Here is a 19425-nt window from a genome sequence, read left to right on the forward strand (position 1 = left end):
TTTTATCTTAGGAGATATATATGACAATTAACCACTATAAGCTTCGTATACCTTACTATACAATAAGCTTTCTACTTCCCTTCATAATCATAGTCTGTATCCTCTTTACTAAGAATATTTATTGGGGAAGTCCAACAACCATATTAGCAAGCGATGGCTTTCATCAATATGTTATCTTTAATCAAGCATTAAGAAATATTCTTCATGGTTCAAACAGCTTATTCTATACCTTTACAAGCGGTTTAGGTTTAAATTTTTATGCTCTGAGTAGTTACTATTTGGGAAGTTTTTTATCCCCAATAGTTTATTTCTTTAACCTAAAAAATATGCCTGATGCTATCTACCTTTTAACAATATGTAAAATAGGGTTGATAGGTTTGTCAATGTTTGTCACTCTTTGTAAACGTCATTGTAAAGTTAATCGTGTCTTACTTTTAGTAATTTCTACTTGCTATAGCTTAATGAGTTTCTCAATTAGCCAAATTGAAATTAATATGTGGCTAGATGTATTTATTCTAATTCCCCTTGTTGTTTTAGGAGTTGATCAGCTACTATGGGAAAGAAAACCTATACTTTATTTCCTCTCTCTGACAGCCTTATTCATCCAAAACTATTATTTTGGTTTTATGACTGCCATCTTTACTAGCCTTTACTTCATCGTACAAATAACCCGTAATACTGATAGTAAGGTTGCATTTAAACAATTTCTTCATTTTACCTTTTTATCTCTTTTAGCTGGTATGACTAGTAGCATTATGATTTTGCCAACTTATTTTGATTTAACTACTCATGGTGAAAAGTTGACAAAGGTATCGAAGATGTTTACAGAAAATTCTTGGTACATGGATTTGTTTGCTAAAAATATGATTGGAGCCTATGATACAACAAAATTTGGCTCTATTCCTATGATTTATGTAGGTTTACTTCCTTTACTCCTTTCTTTACTTTACTTTACAATAAAGGAAGTTCCTCGAAGGACTAGATTAGCATATGGATTTTTAATAATATTTGTTATTGCTAGTTTTTATATAACACCTCTAGATTTATTTTGGCAAGGGATGCATGCTCCAAATATGTTTCTCCATCGCTACTCTTGGGTACTTTCAGTACTTATCTGTCTGCTAGCTGCTGAATGCCTTGAGTATTTAGACAACATTTCTTGGAAAAAGATTTTAGGGGTCAATTTAATTTTAGTAAGTGGTTTCATAATCACGTTTTTATTTAAAAAGCATTATCATTACCTTAATCTTGAATTACTTCTTTTAACCTTAACTTTCCTCTCAGCTTATATTATTCTAACTATTAGTTTTGTCAGTAAGCAAATCCCTAAATTAGTTTTTTATCCCTTTCTTATTGGTTTTGTTGTATTAGAGATGACATTAAACACCTTTTACCAACTAAATAGTCTTAACGATGAATGGATATTTCCATCTAGGCAAGGATATGCTAAATATAATCACAGCATTAGCAAACTTGTCAGAAAGACTGAGAGAAATAACTCTACATTCTTCCGTACAGAGCGCTGGTTAGGACAAACCGGCAACGACTCTATGAAATATAATTATAATGGTATTTCACAATTTTCATCTATTAGAAATCGTTCTTCAAGTCAAGTGCTTGATAGACTTGGCTTTAAATCAGATGGTACAAATTTAAATTTACGTTATCAAAATAATACTTTGATCGCAGATAGTCTATTTGGTGTGAAGTATAACCTTACAGAATATCCTTTTGATAAATTTGGTTTTATCAAAAAAGCTCAAGATAAACAAACCATTCTTTACAAAAATCAGTTTGCCAGTCAATTAGCTATACTAACGAATCAAGTATATCAAGATAAACCATTTACTGTGAATACTTTGGATAATCAGACAACTCTTTTAAATCAATTAAGTGGTTTGAAAGAGACGTATTTTGAGCATCTTATTCCAAATAGCGTTTCTGGGCAAACCACTCTTAATAAACAAGTATTTGTTAAAAAGAATAAACAAGGGAATACTGAAATTACCTATAACATAACTATCCCTAAAAACAGTCAGTTATATGTTAGTATGCCGTTTATAAATTTTAATAATGAGGAAAATAAAATTGTTCAAATCTCCGTTAATAATGGACCATTTGTACCTAATACTCTTGATAATGCTTATTCATTTTTTAATATTGGTTCCTTTGCTGAAAACAGTCGTATCAAAGTAAAATTTCAATTTCCACACAATGATCAAGTTTCTTTCCCAATTCCTCACTTTTATGGGCTCAAGTTAGAAGCTTATCAAAAAGCTATGACTGTTATTAATAAACGAAAAGTAAAAGTAAGAACTGATCACAATAAAGTTATTGCTAATTATACAAGTCCTAATAGAAGTTCTCTTTTCTTCACTATTCCCTATGATAGGGGTTGGAAAGCTTATCAAAATAATAAAGAAATAAAAATTTTCAAAGCTCAGAAAGGTTTTATGAAAATAAATATTCCTAAAGGAAAAGGCAAAGTAACATTAATTTTTATCCCTTACGGCTTTAAATTTGGGGTAGGCCTATCTATTACTGGAATAGTATTATTTACTGTCTATTATTTTAAATTTGGAAAAAATAAAATAGGATGAGAGTATTCTCATCCTATTTTATTAACAAAAAAACGCCGACAAATCAACGTTTAGATGTGTCTTATCACTCCGGCAGCAGGACTCGAACCTGCGACATCATGATTAACAGTCATGCGCTACTACCAACTGAGCTATGCCGGATAAATAAAAAACTGCAAAGCAGTTATCAATAGTCCGTACGGGATTCGAACCCGTGTTACCGCCGTGAAAAGGCGGTGTCTTAACCCCTTGACCAACGGACCATAGGTTAGGTGTTTCCTTAGTACTCTTAATATTATATCAGAAAAAAAAGGTTTGTCTATACTTTTGTTCAATAATTTTTACAAAAAAATTGAACCTACTTATGAGCAAAAAAATATATTTCCAACTCATAAATAGTACATATGAAAACTTGACAGCCTGCCTAATATTTTGGTAGAATAACAGAGTTGATGGTTCCATAGCTCAGCTGGATAGAGCATTCGCCTTCTAAGCGAACGGTCGCAGGTTCGAATCCTGCTGGAATCAGATATTGAAAGCCTAGATAGATTATCTAGGCTTTTTATTTGTTTTTAGCAGTTGTTTCATAAATGGAACGATTATTTGTGGTAAGGAGTGCCTTGACGAATCATAAAAGCACGATAAATTTGTTCCATCAAGACTAATTTCATAAGTTGATGAGGTAAGGTTAACAGTCCAAAACTCATTAAATAATCAGCACGTTTTTTCACTTTTTGAGATAAACCCAAACTACCACCAATAACAAAAGTAATAGTAGAGTAGCCGGATATCATTTTTTGATCGATTAGATGGCTAAATGATTCAGATGGCAATTGTTTCCCTTCTATAGCTAAACCAATGACATAATCCCTCTCACCTATTTTACTCAAAATACGTTCCCCTTCTATATCTAAAATTCTTTGATTTTCAGATATACTAGCTTTATCAGGTGTCTTTTCATCAGCTAGCTCAATTGTCTCAATTTTAGAAAAGCGATTCAGACGTTTCTGATACTCTGCAACACCTTCTTTAAGGTATTTCTCTTTCAATTTTCCAACTGTAATTATTTTTAATTTCATAGCTACATTATAACATAATCCACAATATTTTCACAATTTATCCACATGTTTATCCTTACATATCCCCTTATTTTATAGGTATTCTATAACTATAATCAAGGTTATCCACAAGTTGTGGATATTTCCTTTTTTTAGCTTTTAAGGTATAATTAAGAAGCTTGTCATAAGATTAGTATAAAAATTTACGGAGGTAGCTATTTGTGAAAAAAAAATTAGTCTCATCACTTCTAAAGTGTTCTCTAATCATTATTGTTAGCTTTGCTGGTGGAGCATTTGCTAGTTTTGTCATGAATCATAATGACAATATTCCAAATGGTGGTGTCACTAAAACTAGTAAAGTAAATTATAATAACATAACGCCTACAACAAAAGCTGTTAAAAAGGTACAAAATAGTGTTGTTTCTGTTATCAATTATAAACAACAAGAGAGTCGTTCTGACCTATCAGACTTCTATAGTCATTTTTTTGGTAATCAGGGGGGCAACACTGATAAGGGCTTACAAGTTTACGGTGAAGGCTCTGGAGTCATCTATAAAAAAGATGGTAAAAATGCCTATGTTGTCACTAATAACCACGTCATTGATGGGGCTAAACAAATTGAAATTCAACTAGCTGATGGCTCAAAAGCAGTTGGGAAACTTGTTGGGTCAGATACCTACTCTGATTTAGCCGTCGTCAAAATTCCATCAGATAAGGTTTCAAATATTGCAGAATTTGCTGATTCATCAAAACTCAACATTGGTGAAACTGCTATAGCGATCGGAAGCCCTCTTGGAACTGAGTATGCAAATTCTGTAACTCAAGGTATTGTATCTAGTTTAAAAAGAACTGTAACAATGACTAATGAAGAAGGACAAACAGTTTCTACAAATGCTATCCAGACTGATGCTGCTATCAATCCTGGTAATTCAGGTGGAGCACTTATCAATATTGAAGGACAGGTTATTGGAATTAATTCTAGTAAAATTTCTTCTACATCAAATCAAACCTCAGGACAATCGTCAGGAAATAGCGTTGAAGGTATGGGATTTGCCATTCCTTCAAATGATGTTGTTAAGATTATCAATCAACTTGAGAGTAACGGACAAGTAGAGAGACCTGCTCTAGGTATTTCTATGGCTGGATTAAGTAATTTACCATCCGATGTTATTAGTAAACTGAAAATCCCAAGTAATGTTACTAATGGTATTGTAGTAGCATCTATCCAATCTGGCATGCCAGCTCAAGGCAAACTAAAGAAATACGATGTCATTACTAAAGTTGACGATAAAGAAGTAGTATCTCCAAGTGATTTACAAAGTTTACTCTATGGCCACCAGGTAGGGGATTCCATAACAGTAACCTTTTATCGTGGTGAAAATAAACAAACAGTCACTATAAAACTTACTAAAACTAGTAAAGATTTAGCTAAACAACGAGCAAATAACTAAATCAATTCTAGTTATTTTAACTAAGATATAGTAAAATTAAAGGGGTTGGTCAGATAGACCAATCCCTTTAGTAAGTCTATAGAATCTGAGGTCTAAAATGGAATATTTAGAAACGATCAACATCAATCATATTGCTCCAAATCCGTATCAACCTCGCCTAGAATTTAATACAAAAGAACTAGAAGAATTAGCCAACTCTATTAAAATTAATGGCCTTATCCAACCCATTATTGTAAGACCGTCAGCAGTCTTTGGTTACGAACTGGTAGCCGGAGAACGACGGCTAAGAGCCGCAAAGTTAGCTAAATTGGAAAGTATACCTGCAATTATAAAATCCTATAATAATGATGATAGTATGCAATTAGCTATTGTCGAAAATTTACAACGATCTAATTTGTCACCTATTGAAGAGGCTAAAGCCTACTCTCAACTTCTACAAAAGAAAAGTATGACACATGAAGAGTTAGCAAAATATATGGGAAAATCTCGTCCCTATATATCAAATACGATACGACTACTAAATTTACCGCCACTAATTACTTCAGCTATTGAAGAAGGAAAACTTTCCTCTGGTCATGCGCGTGCACTACTCAGTCTACCAGATGCTAGTCAACAGAAAGATTGGTATCAGAGAATCCTCACTGAAGATATTAGTGTAAGACGACTAGAGAAGTTATTAAAACAAGAAAAGAAAACAAATCATAAGTCACTTCAAAATAAAGATGTCTTTCTAAAACATCAAGAAAATGAGTTAGCTCAATTTCTAGGTAGCAAAGTGAAACTTACTATTAATAAAGATGGTGCTGGCAATATAAAGATTGCTTTCGCTAACCAAGAAGAATTAAACAGAATTATCAACACTCTAAAATAAGGGTGTTGATTATTTTTTTATTTAATCAAACTTATCCACAAGGTATTTTGCTATTTTTCTGTTGATTCTCTAATTTCCACAGTCTGTGGAAAACTTTAATTAACATTGTTGATTTTATTCTTCAACATCTGTGGAAAACTTTATTTTTTTATGGTACAATATAACAATAATTATCCACAAGACAATAAGGAAGAAGCTATGACGGAAAACGAACAACTATTTTGGAATAGAGTACTAGAGCTATCTCGTTCTCAAATAGCACCAGCAGCTTATGAATTTTTTGTTCTAGAGGCTAGACTCCTCAAAATTGAACATCAAACTGCAGTTATTACTTTAGATAACATTGAAATGAAAAAGCTATTCTGGGAACAAAATTTGGGGCCTGTTATCCTAACAGCTGGTTTTGAAATTTTCAATGCTGAAATTACAGCTAACTATGTCTCAAACGATTTACATTTACAAGAAACTAGTTTTTCTAACTACCAGCAATCTAGCAATGAAGTAAATACTTTACCAATTAGAAAAATCGACTCTAACCTTAAAGAGAAATATACTTTTGCTAATTTTGTTCAAGGAGATGAAAATAGATGGGCTGTTTCAGCATCAATTGCTGTAGCTGATAGTCCTGGCACGACTTATAATCCTCTATTTATCTGGGGGGGACCTGGTCTAGGAAAGACGCATCTACTAAATGCTATTGGAAATCAAGTCTTAAGAGATAATCCAAACGCGAGGGTTTTATACATCACTGCTGAGAATTTTATTAATGAATTTGTCAGTCATATTCGTTTAGATTCGATGGAAGAATTAAAAGAAAAGTTTCGCAACTTAGACTTACTCCTGATTGATGATATTCAGTCGCTTGCTAAGAAAACCTTAGGGGGGACCCAAGAGGAGTTCTTCAATACTTTCAATGCTTTACATACAAACGATAAACAAATCGTATTGACCAGTGACCGAAATCCAAATCAATTAAATGATCTAGAAGAACGTCTAGTCACGCGCTTTAGTTGGGGACTCCCAGTAAATATCACACCACCTGATTTTGAAACACGAGTTGCTATTTTAACCAATAAAATTCAAGAATATCCTTATGATTTTCCTCAAGATACCATTGAATACTTAGCAGGAGAATTTGATTCCAACGTACGTGAATTAGAAGGAGCCTTGAAAAATATTAGTCTAGTTGCTGACTTTAAGCATGCTAAAACTATTACAGTAGATATAGCTGCAGAAGCTATCAGAGCACGTAAAAATGATGGTCCTATTGTTACTGTCATTCCTATAGAAGAAATTCAAATACAAGTTGGTAAATTCTATGGCGTAACTGTAAAAGAGATAAAAGCAACTAAAAGAACACAAGATATTGTCCTTGCAAGACAGGTAGCCATGTACTTAGCTCGTGAGATGACAGATAACAGTCTCCCAAAAATAGGTAAAGAATTTGGGGGACGAGATCACTCAACTGTTCTCCACGCTTATAATAAAATAAAAAATATGGTTGCTCAAGATGACAACTTACGAATTGAGATAGAAACTATCAAAAATAAAATCAGATAGGCTTTGTGGATAAGTATCAGAAAAATACGAGACTTTTCCACAGGTTGTGAACAAGTTATTTTCCTTATGAATATTAAAGTTATAATACTTATTCACAACTTTAACAGGACCTACTATTACTACTAAATTTATACTAATATATAAAGGATATACTATGATTCATTTTTCAATAAATAAAAATTTCTTCTTGCATGCTCTAACGGTAACCAAACGAGCTATTAGTCATAAAAATGCGATTCCAATCCTTTCAACTGTTAAAATAGAAGTGACTAGGGATGCTATCATTTTAACGGGGTCAAATGGACAAATTTCAATTGAAAATACTATTCCTGCTTCAAATGAAAATGCAGGTTTACTAGTAACGAATCCAGGCTCTATTTTGTTAGAAGCTGGTTTCTTTATTAATATTATTTCAAGTTTACCAGATGTAACTTTAGAATTTACAGAGATTGAACAACATCAAATTGTTCTTACTAGTGGAAAATCAGAGATTACTTTGAAAGGTAAGGATGTCGATCAATACCCTCGTCTGCAGGAAATGACAACAGATACTCCATTAACATTAGAAACTAAACTGTTAAAATCAATTATTAATGAAACTGCTTTTGCTGCTAGCCAACAAGAAAGCCGTCCAATCTTAACAGGTGTTCATTTGGTTATCAGTCAAAATAAATACTTTAAGGCTGTTGCGACAGATTCACACCGTATGAGTCAACGCACTTTCCAATTAGAGAAATCGGCTAATAATTTTGATTTGGTTGTTCCAAGTAAATCCCTTCGAGAATTTTCGGCTGTTTTTACAGATGATATTGAAACTGTAGAGGTTTTCTTCTCAGATAGTCAAATGTTATTTAGAAGTGAAAATATCAGCTTCTATACACGTTTGCTTGAAGGAAACTACCCTGATACTGATCGCCTCCTAACTAATCAGTTTGAAACCGAAATTATCTTTAATACAAATGCTTTACGCCATGCTATGGAACGTGCTTATTTAATTTCGAATGCAACTCAGAACGGTACTGTTCGTTTAGAAATTCAAAATGAGACAGTCTCAGCTCATGTAAACTCTCCAGAAGTTGGTAAAGTTAATGAGGAATTGGATACTGTTAGTCTTAAAGGTGATAGTTTAAATATTAGCTTTAATCCAACTTACCTAATTGAATCTTTAAAAGCAGTAAAAAGCGAAACAGTTACGATTCGATTTATTTCTCCAGTACGTCCATTTACTTTGACACCTGGTGAAGATACTGAAGATTTCATCCAATTAATAACTCCTGTTCGTACTAACTAAATAAGAAAACTACCCAAGTTATTCTTGGGTAGTTTTCTTATTCTAAGATATGCTATAATGATGAGTAATATGACTCTATATATAATAGCTAACCCCCATGCTGGTAATAAAAATGCCTCCACTATTGTTGGTAAAATTCAGGAGCTTTATCATACTGAAGATATTTCTGTGTTCTATACAGAACAGAAAGATGATGAAAAAAAACAAGTCATTAATATACTAAGGTCTTTTAAAGAAAGTGATCATCTAATGATTATAGGAGGAGATGGTACCTTATCAAAAGTAATGACTTATCTCCCCCAACATATTCCGTGCACTTATTATCCTGTTGGTTCGGGAAATGATTTTGCCAGAGCTTTGAAAATTCCTAACCTCAAAGAAACCCTTACCGCTATTCAGACAGAAAGATTAAAGGAAATTAATTGCTTTATTTATGATAAAGGGCTGATTTTGAATAGTTTAGATTTAGGTTTTGCAGCCTATGTCGTTTGGAAAGCATCTAACTCTAAAATAAAAAATATTTTGAATAGATATCGTCTAGGAAAAATAACTTACATTGTTATAGCTATCAAATCATTATTACATTCTTCTAAAGTACAAGTATTAGTGGAAGGAGAGACAGGACAGCAGATAAAACTAAATGACCTTTATTTTTTCGCATTAGCAAATAACACTTATTTTGGAGGTGGCATTACTATTTGGCCTAAAGCAAGTGCTTTAACTGCAGAGTTAGATATGGTTTACGCTAAAGGGCATACTTTTCTAAAACGATTAAGTATTTTATTATCTTTGGTTTTTAAAAGGCATACTACCTCTAAAAGTATAAAACACCAGACTTTCAAAGCTATGACCGTATATTTTCCTAAAAATAGTTTGATTGAAATAGATGGCGAAATAGTTGAGTTAGATCAGATTAGTTTAAAATGTCAAAAAAGGTATTTATATATGTAAGGAGAAAAGATGTATCAAGTTGGATCACTTGTTGAAATGAAAAAACCTCATGCTTGTGTAATTAAAGAAACTGGTAAAAAGGCTAATCAATGGAAGGTACTGAGAGTAGGAGCTGATATTAAAATTCAGTGTACTAACTGTCAGCATGTGATTATGATGAGTCGTTATGATTTTGAGCGAAAATTAAAAAAAGTACTGCAACCATGAAAGTCCTTTTAAACAAATAATTATAGCTATATTTGCAACCAATACTTTCCTAAATAATGCTAGTATGCCGTTGGAAAATTAGCTATTCTAATGTTATCGAAAGAAGAAAGGTGGTCATTGACAATGACGAAAGTTGCAGAACAGTTATTTATTTTTCGGTAAGTCATATCAAAATGGGAAAATGGGGATACCACACCAGATTTGGATAATTTAATCAGGTTAGCTGAGATTTTTGACGTGAGCTTAGATGAACATGTTTTAGCTAAAACAAATGAAGTTAAAGTTGAACGTATTTATGAAAATAAACCCCTTGATCTACGAAAATACAATAAAATTTATTGGTTTATTTTTCGAAATATTATTCGATCTCTACTAATTATTTTAGCTATATTAACTTTCTTATAAGCTCTAGGTATTCCCTTTGTTTCGGAGTGGATAATTTAAATGAAGGTGAAAGAGTGGCATAATGATAAGCAAATCTGAAATTTTCTTCTTATCATACCGCTTTTTCTTCTATTTTTTGATATAATAGTCTTGATTGAAATTTGAATGGAGACTCACTAAATGGCTTTAACAGCAGGTATTGTAGGCTTACCAAATGTTGGTAAATCAACTTTATTTAACGCAATTACAAAAGCAGGAGCAGAAGCTGCTAATTATCCTTTTGCGACTATTGATCCCAATGTTGGTATGGTAGAAGTACCAGATGAGCGTCTACAAAAATTGACAGAATTGATTACGCCTAAAAAAACAGTTCCGACAACCTTTGAATTTACTGATATTGCAGGTATTGTTAAAGGTGCTTCGAAGGGGGAAGGTCTAGGTAATAAATTTTTAGCTAATATTCGTGAAGTGGATGCTATTGTTCATGTGGTACGTGCGTTTGATGATGAAAATGTTATGCGTGAACAAGGTCGTGAGGATGCTTTCGTTGATCCTATAGCAGATATTGATACTATTAATCTTGAATTAATCTTAGCTGATTTAGAGTCAATCAATAAACGTTATGCGCGTGTTGAAAAAATGGCACGAACTCAAAAAGATAAAGAATCAGTAGCAGAGTTCAATGTTTTACAAAAGATTAAACCTGTTTTGGAAGATGGGAAATCAGCTCGTACCATTGAGTTTACAGAAGAGGAAGCAAAAGTTGTTAAAGGTCTTTTTTTATTAACAACTAAACCTGTTTTATATGTTGCTAATGTTGATGAGGACAAAGTAGCTGATCCTGATGATATCGACTATGTTAATCAAATTCGTGCATTTGCAGAAACAGAGAATGCAGAAGTAGTCGTGATTTCTGCTCGAGCTGAAGAAGAAATATCTGAACTTGATGATGAAGATAAGTTAGAATTTTTAGAAGCTATTGGATTAACAGAATCTGGTGTTGATAAATTAACACGAGCTGCTTATCATCTTTTAGGCCTTGGAACTTACTTTACTGCTGGTGAAAAAGAGGTTCGCGCTTGGACGTTTAAGCGTGGTATAAAAGCTCCACAAGCTGCTAGTATTATCCATTCAGATTTTGAAAGAGGTTTTATTCGTGCAGTAACGATGTCATATGATGACCTTATTCAATATGGATCTGAAAAAGCAGTAAAAGAAGCTGGCCGGTTACGTGAAGAAGGAAAAGAGTATATTGTTCAAGATGGCGATATCATGGAATTCCGTTTCAATGTCTAGTAATAAATAATCGATTTGTTAACTTTTAGGTTAAGGATATTGTTAATATCCTTAACCATTTTTGCGTTTTAATGGAGAAGATAATGGTAAAAATGATTGTTGGATTAGGAAATCCAGGAAGTAAATATAATGATACAAAACATAATATTGGATTTATGGCTGTTGACAGAATTGTAAAAGACCTTGACGTCAACTTTACAGAAGATAAAAATTTTAAAGCAGAGATAGGTAGTGATTTTATCAACGGTGAAAAAATTTATTTTATCAAACCGACTACTTTTATGAATAACAGTGGTATTGCTGTAAAAGCCCTGCTTACTTACTACAACATTTCTATTAAGGATATGATTATCATATATGATGATTTAGACATGGAAGTCGGTAAAATACGTTTTCGTCAAAAAGGATCTGCTGGGGGACATAATGGTATCAAGTCTATTATTGCTCATTTAGGTACTCAAGAATTTGATCGTATTAAAGTAGGTATAGGACGTCCGAATGGACGTATGACAGTTATTAATCATGTTCTAGGGAAATTTGATAAAAATGATGAAATTATGATATTAAATACCCTTGATAAGGTTGACAATGCTGTCAATTATTATTTACAGACGAATGATTTTCAAAAAACAATGCAGAAATACAACGGTTTAAAATGAATATTATAGAATTATTTAGCCAAAATAAAGTGGTGCGGACATGGCACTCTGGATTAGTAACTAATAGTCGCCAATTAGTTATGGGGTTTTCAGGAGCAAGTAAAGCTATTGCCATAGCATCAGCCTACGAGAAGTTATCTAAAAAAATTATGGTAGTCACTGCCACTCAAACCGATTCTGATAAATTATCAAGTGATATATCAAGTTTAATTGGAGAAGATAACGTTTATCAATTTTTTGCTGATGACGTTCCTGCAGCAGAGTTTATTTTCTCTTCATTAGATAAATCAATTTCACGACTCAGTGCCCTGAGGTTTCTAAAAGATCCAGAAAAAAACGGTGTTTTGATTACTAGTATCAGTGGTTTAAGGTTACTATTACCAAATCCGGAAGTTTTCTCGAAAAGTCAATATAAGTTTGAAATCGGTCAAGAATGTTATTTAGATAAATTGTGTAAGAACCTAGTCAATTTAGGTTATCAGAAAGTTTCTCAAGTATTTAGTCCTGGTGAATTTAGCCAAAGAGGAGATATTTTAGATATTTTTGAGATGACACAAGAATATCCTTATCGCTTGGAATTCTTCGGAGATGAAATAGATGGCATCAGGCAGTTTGATATTGACACTCAAAAGTCTCTTAAACAATTAGAGTCAGTACAGATTTCGCCAGCAGATGATATTATTTTACAAGATGCAGATTTCGAGCGTGCAAAGAAAAAACTTGAGGGCTATCTAGTAACAGCTAGTGAGGTACAACGCACCTATTTGAGCGAGGTTTTATCTACAACTGAGAATCATTTTAAGCACTCAGATATTCGTCGTTTTCTAAGTATCTTTTATGAAAAAGAATGGGGAATATTAGACTATATTCCTGAGGGAACTCCACTTTTTGTTGATGATTTTCAAAAAATTGTAGATCGAAATGCTAAGTTAGATTTAGAAATAGCTAGCCTTCTGACGGAAGATTTACAACAAGGCAAGTCTCATTCTAGTTTGAACTATTTTTCAGATCCTTATAAGCAATTAAGACAATACCAACCAGCAACCTTCTTTTCAAATTTCCACAAAGGATTAGGAAATCTGAAATTTGATAAACTTCATCATTTTACTCAATATGGAATGCAAGAATTTTTTAATCAATTTCCATTGTTGGTCGATGAAATCAATCGTTATAAGAAATCTGGAGCGACAGTACTGTTGCAAGTAGATTCTCAAAAAGGTTTAAATCTCCTTCAAGAAAATTTAAAAGAATATGGGTTAGATTTAATCATTTCAGATAAAAACGATATCGTTCAAAAGGAGTCACAACTTATTGTTGGGCATCTTTCAAATGGTTTTTATTTTGCAGATGAGAAAATTGTTCTGATTACTGAACGTGAGATTTATCATAGGCGTGTTAAAAGGAAAATTAGACGCAGTAATATTAGTAATGCAGAACGTCTAAAAGATTATAATGAACTTTCAGTTGGCGATTATGTTGTTCATAATGTTCATGGCGTAGGAAAATTTTTAGGTATTGAAACAATTGAGATACAAGGTATTCATCGTGATTATCTGACTATTCAATATCAAAATGCTGATCGTATCTCTATCCCCGTAGAACAAATTGAACTTCTAACAAAATATGTCTCTGCAGATGGCAAAGAGCCTAAAATTAATACGTTAAATGATGGTCGCTTCAAAAAAGCAAAACAGAGAGTTGCAAAGCAAGTAGAAGATATTGCTGATGATTTGTTGAAACTTTATGCAGAGCGTAGTCAATTACAAGGATTTGCATTTTCTCCTGACGATAATATGCAAAATGACTTTGATAATGATTTTGCATATGTAGAGACAGAGGATCAATTGCGGTCTATAAAAGAAATTAAACAGGATATGGAAGGTAATCGTCCGATGGATCGATTATTGGTTGGAGACGTTGGTTTTGGTAAGACAGAGGTTGCTATGCGTGCGGCTTTCAAAGCTGTCAATGACCATAAACAAGTTGTTGTTTTAGTCCCAACAACAGTTCTAGCCCAGCAGCATTTTGAAAATTTTAAAGAACGTTTTAGCAATTATCCTGTTACAGTTGATGTACTTAGTCGTTTTCGTAGCAAAAAAGAACAAACAGATACACTAAAAAGATTATCTAAGGGCCAAGTTGATATTATTATTGGAACACATCGACTTCTCTCTCAAGATGTTGTATTTTCGGATTTAGGGTTAATAGTTATTGATGAGGAACAGCGATTTGGTGTAAAGCATAAAGAAAAGTTAAAAGAATTAAAAACAAAAGTTGATGTATTAACTTTGACAGCGACCCCAATACCTAGAACATTACATATGTCAATGCTTGGCATTAGAGACTTATCAGTCATTGAAACACCTCCAACTAATCGTTATCCTGTGCAGACTTACGTTTTGGAGACAAATCCTGGTTTAGTTAGAGAAGCTATTATTCGTGAGATAGACAGAGGAGGACAGGTTTTTTATGTTTACAATAAAGTTGACACTATTGATCAGAAAGTTTCAGAACTTCAGGAGTTAGTACCAGAAGCTAGTATTGGTTTTGTTCATGGTCAAATGTCTGAAATTCAATTAGAAAATACATTAATAGACTTTATCAATGGAGATTACGATGTTTTAGTTGCAACGACAATAATTGAGACAGGAGTCGATATTTCAAATGTTAATACCCTCTTTGTTGAAAATGCAGATCATATGGGCTTGTCAACCCTTTATCAATTAAGAGGCCGTGTGGGTAGAAGTAATCGCATTGCTTATGCTTACCTTATGTACAGACCTGATAAAGTTTTAACAGAAATTTCTGAGAAAAGACTAGATGCAATCAAAGGGTTTACAGAATTGGGATCTGGTTTTAAAATAGCGATGCGTGATTTATCTATACGTGGTGCAGGAAATATTTTAGGAGCTTCACAAAGTGGTTTTATTGATTCGGTTGGATTCGAGATGTATTCACAGCTTCTAGAGCAAGCGATTGCCACCAAACAAGGGAAATCATTAATTCGTCAAAAAGGTAATGCTGAATTAGCCTTACAAATTGACGCCTATTTACCAGCAGAATATATATCAGATGAGCGCCAAAAAATAGAAATATATAAGCGTATTCGTGAATTAGAAACTAGGGCTGATTATGAAGCCTTACAAGATGAGTTAATAGATCGTTTTGGAGAATATCCTGATCAAGTTGCATACCTTTTAGAAATAGGACTTTTAAAAGCTTATCTGGACCTTGCCTTTACTGAATTAGTAGAAAGAAAAGGTAATGAAATAAGCATCCTATTTGAAAAAGCATCTTTGAAGTATTTTTTAACTCAAGATTATTTTGAAGCACTATCAAAAACTCAACTTAAGGCTAGAATTAGCGAAACAAATGGTAAGATGGAAGTTGTTTTTAATATCAAACATAAGAAAAATTATGAAATTATTGAAGAACTTCTAAAATTTGCCGAATGTTTTATCGAGATTAAGTCACGTAAACCAGTAGAAGAATAACTAAGTGAAAAGTTGCAAGGAAATTTGGATACTCTTTTAGAAAATGTTTGGTTCAAGAAGAATAGTACGAGCAACATTATGTTTCACGTCAAACATCTCAACTTTTGAAAGACATAAATATTTTTAGAGGTTATTAAAATAGAAGTTTTTTACTTGATATTTGAGAGAATTAAGAGAGCTATTAGCTCTCTTTTTGTTACATTATATTGACAAATATTATCAGTTCAGATATTTTTCCAAAAAAATGCTAAAATAGTAGAGTTAATTTAGATAGAAGGATGTGATCATCAGTGAGATTAGACAAGTATCTAAAAGTGTCGCGTATCATTAAGCGTCGTCCCGTTGCTAAAGAAGTTGCAGACAAAGGACGTGTCAAGGTGAATGGCGTATTAGCAAAGTCATCAACTGACCTAAAGCTTAATGACCAAGTTGAAATTCGTTTTGGTAATAAATTGTTGACCGTTAAAGTATTAGAAATGAAAGATAGCACTAAGAAAGAAGATGCTATCAAAATGTATGAAATTATTAATGAAACAAGGATAGAAACAGATGAGCAAGCCTAATGTTGTTCAGTTAAATAATCAATATATTAACGATGAGAATCTAAAAAAACGTTACGAAGCTGAGGAGTTACGCCGAAAAAATCGTTTAATGGGTTGGGTTCTTATTTTTGTCATGCTTTTATTTATTTTACCCACTTATAATTTAGTTAAGAGTTACAGAACTTTACAAGAACGTCGTCAAGAAGTTGTAAAATTAACGAAAGACTATCAGACATTAACTAATAGAACTGAGAACCAGAAGTTGCTAGCAAAACAACTAAAAAATCCAGATTACGTTCAAAAATATGCTCGAGCTAAGTATTATTTCTCTAAGACCGGCGAAATGATTTACCCATTACCAGACCTTTTACCAAAATAATTATGAATAATTTAATTGAAACAATAGAACATTTTCTAGCCTACTCGGATGACAAACTAGAAGAATTAGCTGATAAGAACTATCAACTTAGGCAAACAATTGTAGAAAAAGAAAAGATTGAGAGCAGAGAAAAGTAATGAAGAAAGTTTTAACCTTCTTATTATGTAGCTTATATTTTGTATCAATCCCAGCTATAAGTACCGAGGAGCCATTAACGCTTTCTCAAAATAGACGATACGCCTTAACTCAGACAGTTGTGGATAAGGAAATGTATTTTGATGCTATTCCAGAGAGACCAACTACAAAAATTGAAATAAGCAGTTTTCAAGATGAAGCTTTAACCATAACAGGAGAGACTTTAGTTCCAAATACTTTATTGTCGATTGTTTCTCTTACAATTAATTCAAATGGAATTCCAGTATTTACTTTGTCCAATGGACAGTTCATAAAGGCTAGTCGTGAAGCTATTTTTAATGATTTAGTTTCTAAGCAGCAATCTGTCTCATTGGATTATTGGTTAAAACCTTCTTTTGTGACTTATGAAGCACCTTACACAAATGGTGTTAGTGAAGTTAAAAATAATTTAAAACCTTATTCCAGAGTGCATTTAGTAGAACAAGCAGAAACAGAACATGGTATTTATTATAAAACGGACAGTGGTTTTTGGATATCAGTAGAAGATCTATCGGTTGCTGATAATCGTATGGCTAAGGTTCAAGAAGTATTATTGGAAAAATATAATAAAGATAAATATGGTATATACATCAAACAATTAAATACACAGACAGTAGCTGGTATTAATATTGATAGGTCAATGTACTCTGCAAGTATTGCAAAATTAGCAACACTTTATGCTAGCCAAGAGCAAGTAAAATTAGGAAAACTGTCATTGGACAGCAAATTTGAATACAAAGATAATGTTAATCAATTTCCTAATAGCTATGATCCAAGTGGTAGTGGGAAATTAGAGAAAAAAGCTGATCATAAATTATATACCGTTAAGGAGTTACTTGAAGCAACTGCCAAGGAATCAGATAATGTTGCAACAAATATGCTAGGTTATTATGTCAATAATCAATATGATTCAATGTTTCAAACACAAGTAGACACAATTTCTGGTATGCACTGGGATATGAAAAAACGCCAGATTTCTCCACAAGCTGCGGGTAAAATGATGGAAGCAATTTATTATCAAAATGGAGATATTGTTAATTACCTATCAAAGACTGATTTTGATAATACAAGAATCCCTAAAAATATACCAGTTAAAGTAGCACATAAAATTGGAGATGCTTATGACTACAAACATGATGCGGCTATTGTTTATGCAGAACAACCTTTTATTATGATTATCTTTACGGATAAATCATCTTACGATGATATCACTAAGATTGCTGACGACGTTTACCAGGTTTTAAAATAATATGTATAACACTATTTTGAAAGATACCTTATCCAAAGGGTTATTTACCGCTCATCAGAAAGTTCTAATTGCTGTTTCTGGTGGCATTGATTCAATAAATTTGTTGCAATTTTTATACCAGTATCAAAAAGAGTTATCGATTAGTATTGGTATTGCACACATAAATCATGGACAGCGAAAAGAATCAGAAAAAGAAGAAGAATATATCAGACAGTGGGGACAGATACATGATGTCCCTGTCTTTATCTCTTATTTTCAAGGAATATTTTCAGAAGATAGAGCACGTAACCATCGCTACAATTTTTTTTCAAAAGTTATGCGTGAAGAAGGTTACACGGCTTTAGTAACAGCTCACCATGCTGATGATCAAGCTGAAACTGTATTTATGAGAATTTTAAGAGGAAGCAGGCTACGCTATTTATCAGGGATTAAGCAAGTGAGTGCTTTTGCAAACGGTCAATTGATTAGACCATTTCTTCCATATAAAAAGGAGTTATTACCAAATATTTTTCATTTTGAAGATGCTAGCAACGCTTCGTCTGATTATTTAAGAAATCGAATAAGAAACGTCTACTTTCCTGCTTTGGAAAGAGAAAATAATCAATTGAAAGATTCTCTCATAACTCTCTCTGAGGAAACAGAGTGTTTATTCACGGCTTTAACAGACCTAACAAGGAGCATCGAAGTAACAAACTGCTATGATTTTTTAAGGCAAACTCATTCTGTCCAAGAATTTTTATTGCAAGATTACATTAGCAAATTTCCAGATTTACAAGTGAGTAAAGAACAGTTCAGAGTAATATTAAAATTGATTAGAACTAAAGCCAATATTGACTATACTATTAAATCGGGCTATTTTCTTCATAAGGATTACGAGAGTTTTCATATTACAAAAATCCATCCTAAGACGGATAGTTTTAAGGTTGAAAAAAGATTAGAATTGCATAATATACAAATATTCTCACAATATTTATTTTCCTATGGAAAATTCATTTCTCAAGCAGACATTACTATTCCTATTTATGATACTTCTCCGATTATTTTAAGAAGAAGAAAAGAAGGGGATAGGATATTTTTAGGAAATCACACTAAAAAAATTCGCCGTCTATTTATTGATGAGAAAATAACTCTAAAAGAGAGAGAAGAAGCTGTTATTGGGGAGCAAAATAAAGAGTTGATATTTGTGATTGTTGCAGGTAGAACATATTTGAGAAAACCTTCTGAACATGATATAATGAAGGGCAAACTTTATATTGAAAATTTAGAAAAAAGGTGACATC

General features: G+C 32.7%; 17 protein-coding genes and 3 tRNA genes. 17 read left to right on the forward strand and 3 right to left on the reverse strand.

The annotated features are described in order from the left end of the window. Window positions 1–20: 20 nt before the first annotated feature. Window positions 21–2600, forward strand: coding sequence for a YfhO family protein (locus EGX96_RS04935; protein WP_000154437.1), 2580 nt, complete (start codon window positions 21–23; stop codon window positions 2598–2600). A 67-nt stretch (window positions 2601–2667) separates the two neighbouring features. On the opposite strand, the gene EGX96_RS04940 is transcribed toward EGX96_RS04935, so the two are convergent. Both EGX96_RS04940 and EGX96_RS04945 read right to left on the reverse strand, forming a co-directional pair. Beyond that, a tRNA-Asn gene (locus EGX96_RS04940) sits at window positions 2668–2741 on the reverse strand. 29 nt (window positions 2742–2770) lie between these two features. Continuing rightward, window positions 2771–2842, reverse strand: a tRNA-Glu gene (locus EGX96_RS04945). A gap of 191 nt (window positions 2843–3033) precedes the next feature. Here EGX96_RS04945 and EGX96_RS04950 point away from each other — a divergent pair. Continuing rightward, window positions 3034–3107, forward strand: a tRNA-Arg gene (locus EGX96_RS04950). A gap of 71 nt (window positions 3108–3178) precedes the next feature. Here the strand turns inward: EGX96_RS04950 and rlmH are convergent. Beyond that, a complete protein-coding gene (gene rlmH, locus EGX96_RS04955; protein ID WP_000768335.1) occupies window positions 3179–3658 on the reverse strand; it encodes a 23S rRNA (pseudouridine(1915)-N(3))-methyltransferase RlmH in 480 nt (159 codons plus the stop codon). Between the two features lie 200 nt (window positions 3659–3858). Here rlmH and EGX96_RS04960 point away from each other — a divergent pair, with 200 nt between their 5' ends. The 15 genes from EGX96_RS04960 to tilS all read left to right on the forward strand — a co-directional run bounded on the left by EGX96_RS04960 (window position 3859) and on the right by tilS (window position 19421). Continuing rightward, entirely contained in the window at window positions 3859–5088 is a 1230-nt protein-coding gene (locus EGX96_RS04960) for a S1C family serine protease (protein WP_000728358.1), read from the forward strand. 97 nt (window positions 5089–5185) lie between these two features. Continuing rightward, on the forward strand, window positions 5186–5959 hold the full coding sequence (locus tag EGX96_RS04965) for a ParB/RepB/Spo0J family partition protein (RefSeq protein WP_000456087.1): 774 nt from the start codon (window positions 5186–5188) through the stop codon (window positions 5957–5959). Window positions 5960–6157: 198 nt separating this feature from the next. Beyond that, entirely contained in the window at window positions 6158–7519 is a 1362-nt protein-coding gene (gene dnaA / locus EGX96_RS04970; protein WP_000138202.1) for a chromosomal replication initiator protein DnaA, read from the forward strand. Between the two features lie 154 nt (window positions 7520–7673). Then, on the forward strand, window positions 7674–8810 hold the full coding sequence (dnaN, locus tag EGX96_RS04975) for a DNA polymerase III subunit beta (RefSeq protein WP_000581132.1): 1137 nt from the start codon (window positions 7674–7676) through the stop codon (window positions 8808–8810). Window positions 8811–8867: 57 nt separating this feature from the next. Further along, window positions 8868–9761 carry a diacylglycerol/lipid kinase family protein gene (locus EGX96_RS04980; protein WP_000987446.1) on the forward strand — a complete coding sequence of 298 codons (894 nt, stop codon included), beginning with the start codon at window positions 8868–8870 and terminating at the stop codon, window positions 9759–9761. Between the two features lie 9 nt (window positions 9762–9770). Further along, entirely contained in the window at window positions 9771–9968 is a 198-nt protein-coding gene (locus EGX96_RS04985) for a DUF951 domain-containing protein (RefSeq protein WP_000285199.1), read from the forward strand. A gap of 201 nt (window positions 9969–10169) precedes the next feature. Next, a complete protein-coding gene (locus EGX96_RS04990; protein WP_000369332.1) occupies window positions 10170–10373 on the forward strand; it encodes a hypothetical protein in 204 nt (67 codons plus the stop codon). A 159-nt stretch (window positions 10374–10532) separates the two neighbouring features. Then, complete coding sequence (gene ychF, locus EGX96_RS04995) at window positions 10533–11648, forward strand: redox-regulated ATPase YchF (protein WP_001218687.1); 1116 nt, start codon at window positions 10533–10535, stop codon at window positions 11646–11648. A gap of 83 nt (window positions 11649–11731) precedes the next feature. Further along, window positions 11732–12307, forward strand: coding sequence for an aminoacyl-tRNA hydrolase (gene pth / locus EGX96_RS05000; protein WP_000240196.1), 576 nt, complete (start codon window positions 11732–11734; stop codon window positions 12305–12307). Then, window positions 12304–15801 carry a transcription-repair coupling factor gene (mfd, locus tag EGX96_RS05005; protein ID WP_001021202.1) on the forward strand — a complete coding sequence of 1166 codons (3498 nt, stop codon included), beginning with the start codon at window positions 12304–12306 and terminating at the stop codon, window positions 15799–15801. Before pth ends, mfd begins: the two co-directional genes overlap by 4 nt. Window positions 15802–16091: 290 nt before the next feature. Beyond that, the gene (locus EGX96_RS05015) at window positions 16092–16364 is read left to right on the forward strand and encodes an RNA-binding S4 domain-containing protein (RefSeq protein WP_001234967.1); all 273 of its coding nucleotides are present in this window, start codon (window positions 16092–16094) and stop codon (window positions 16362–16364) included. After that, on the forward strand, window positions 16351–16722 hold the full coding sequence (locus EGX96_RS05020) for a septum formation initiator family protein (protein WP_000042845.1): 372 nt from the start codon (window positions 16351–16353) through the stop codon (window positions 16720–16722). Before EGX96_RS05015 ends, EGX96_RS05020 begins: the two co-directional genes overlap by 14 nt. 2 nt (window positions 16723–16724) lie before the next feature. Next, window positions 16725–16859, forward strand: a complete 135-nt coding sequence (locus EGX96_RS05025; protein ID WP_001061058.1) for an SP_0009 family protein — start codon at window positions 16725–16727, stop codon at window positions 16857–16859. Next, window positions 16859–18145, forward strand: coding sequence for a serine hydrolase (locus tag EGX96_RS05030; RefSeq protein ID WP_000757205.1), 1287 nt, complete (start codon window positions 16859–16861; stop codon window positions 18143–18145). Before EGX96_RS05025 ends, EGX96_RS05030 begins: the two co-directional genes overlap by 1 nt. 1 nt (window position 18146) lies before the next feature. Further along, window positions 18147–19421 (forward strand): tRNA lysidine(34) synthetase TilS, encoded by a 1275-nt coding sequence (tilS, locus tag EGX96_RS05035; RefSeq protein WP_000282856.1) that lies wholly within the window; start codon window positions 18147–18149, stop codon window positions 19419–19421. The last annotated feature ends 4 nt before the right edge of the window (window positions 19422–19425 follow it).

The organism is Streptococcus sp. FDAARGOS_520 (assembly GCF_003812685.1).
GTDB classification, from domain to species: domain Bacteria; phylum Bacillota; class Bacilli; order Lactobacillales; family Streptococcaceae; genus Streptococcus; species Streptococcus agalactiae.

Excerpts from the sequence above, each read along its gene's own strand:
- EGX96_RS04935 (WP_000154437.1), top strand. The coding sequence starts at position 21 with ATGACAATTAACCACTATAAGCTTCGTATACCTTACTATACAATAAGC.
- rlmH (WP_000768335.1), bottom strand. The coding sequence starts at position 3,658 with ATGAAATTAAAAATAATTACAGTTGGAAAATTGAAAGAGAAATACCTT.
- EGX96_RS04965 (WP_000456087.1), top strand. The coding sequence starts at position 5,186 with ATGGAATATTTAGAAACGATCAACATCAATCATATTGCTCCAAATCCG.
- dnaA (WP_000138202.1), top strand. The coding sequence starts at position 6,158 with ATGACGGAAAACGAACAACTATTTTGGAATAGAGTACTAGAGCTATCT.
- dnaN (WP_000581132.1), top strand. The coding sequence starts at position 7,674 with ATGATTCATTTTTCAATAAATAAAAATTTCTTCTTGCATGCTCTAACG.
- EGX96_RS04980 (WP_000987446.1), top strand. The coding sequence starts at position 8,868 with ATGATGAGTAATATGACTCTATATATAATAGCTAACCCCCATGCTGGT.
- EGX96_RS04985 (WP_000285199.1), top strand. The coding sequence starts at position 9,771 with ATGTATCAAGTTGGATCACTTGTTGAAATGAAAAAACCTCATGCTTGT.
- ychF (WP_001218687.1), top strand. The coding sequence starts at position 10,533 with ATGGCTTTAACAGCAGGTATTGTAGGCTTACCAAATGTTGGTAAATCA.
- pth (WP_000240196.1), top strand. The coding sequence starts at position 11,732 with ATGGTAAAAATGATTGTTGGATTAGGAAATCCAGGAAGTAAATATAAT.
- mfd (WP_001021202.1), top strand. The coding sequence starts at position 12,304 with ATGAATATTATAGAATTATTTAGCCAAAATAAAGTGGTGCGGACATGG.
- EGX96_RS05020 (WP_000042845.1), top strand. The coding sequence starts at position 16,351 with ATGAGCAAGCCTAATGTTGTTCAGTTAAATAATCAATATATTAACGAT.
- EGX96_RS05025 (WP_001061058.1), top strand. The coding sequence starts at position 16,725 with ATGAATAATTTAATTGAAACAATAGAACATTTTCTAGCCTACTCGGAT.
- EGX96_RS05030 (WP_000757205.1), top strand. The coding sequence starts at position 16,859 with ATGAAGAAAGTTTTAACCTTCTTATTATGTAGCTTATATTTTGTATCA.
- tilS (WP_000282856.1), top strand. The coding sequence starts at position 18,147 with ATGTATAACACTATTTTGAAAGATACCTTATCCAAAGGGTTATTTACC.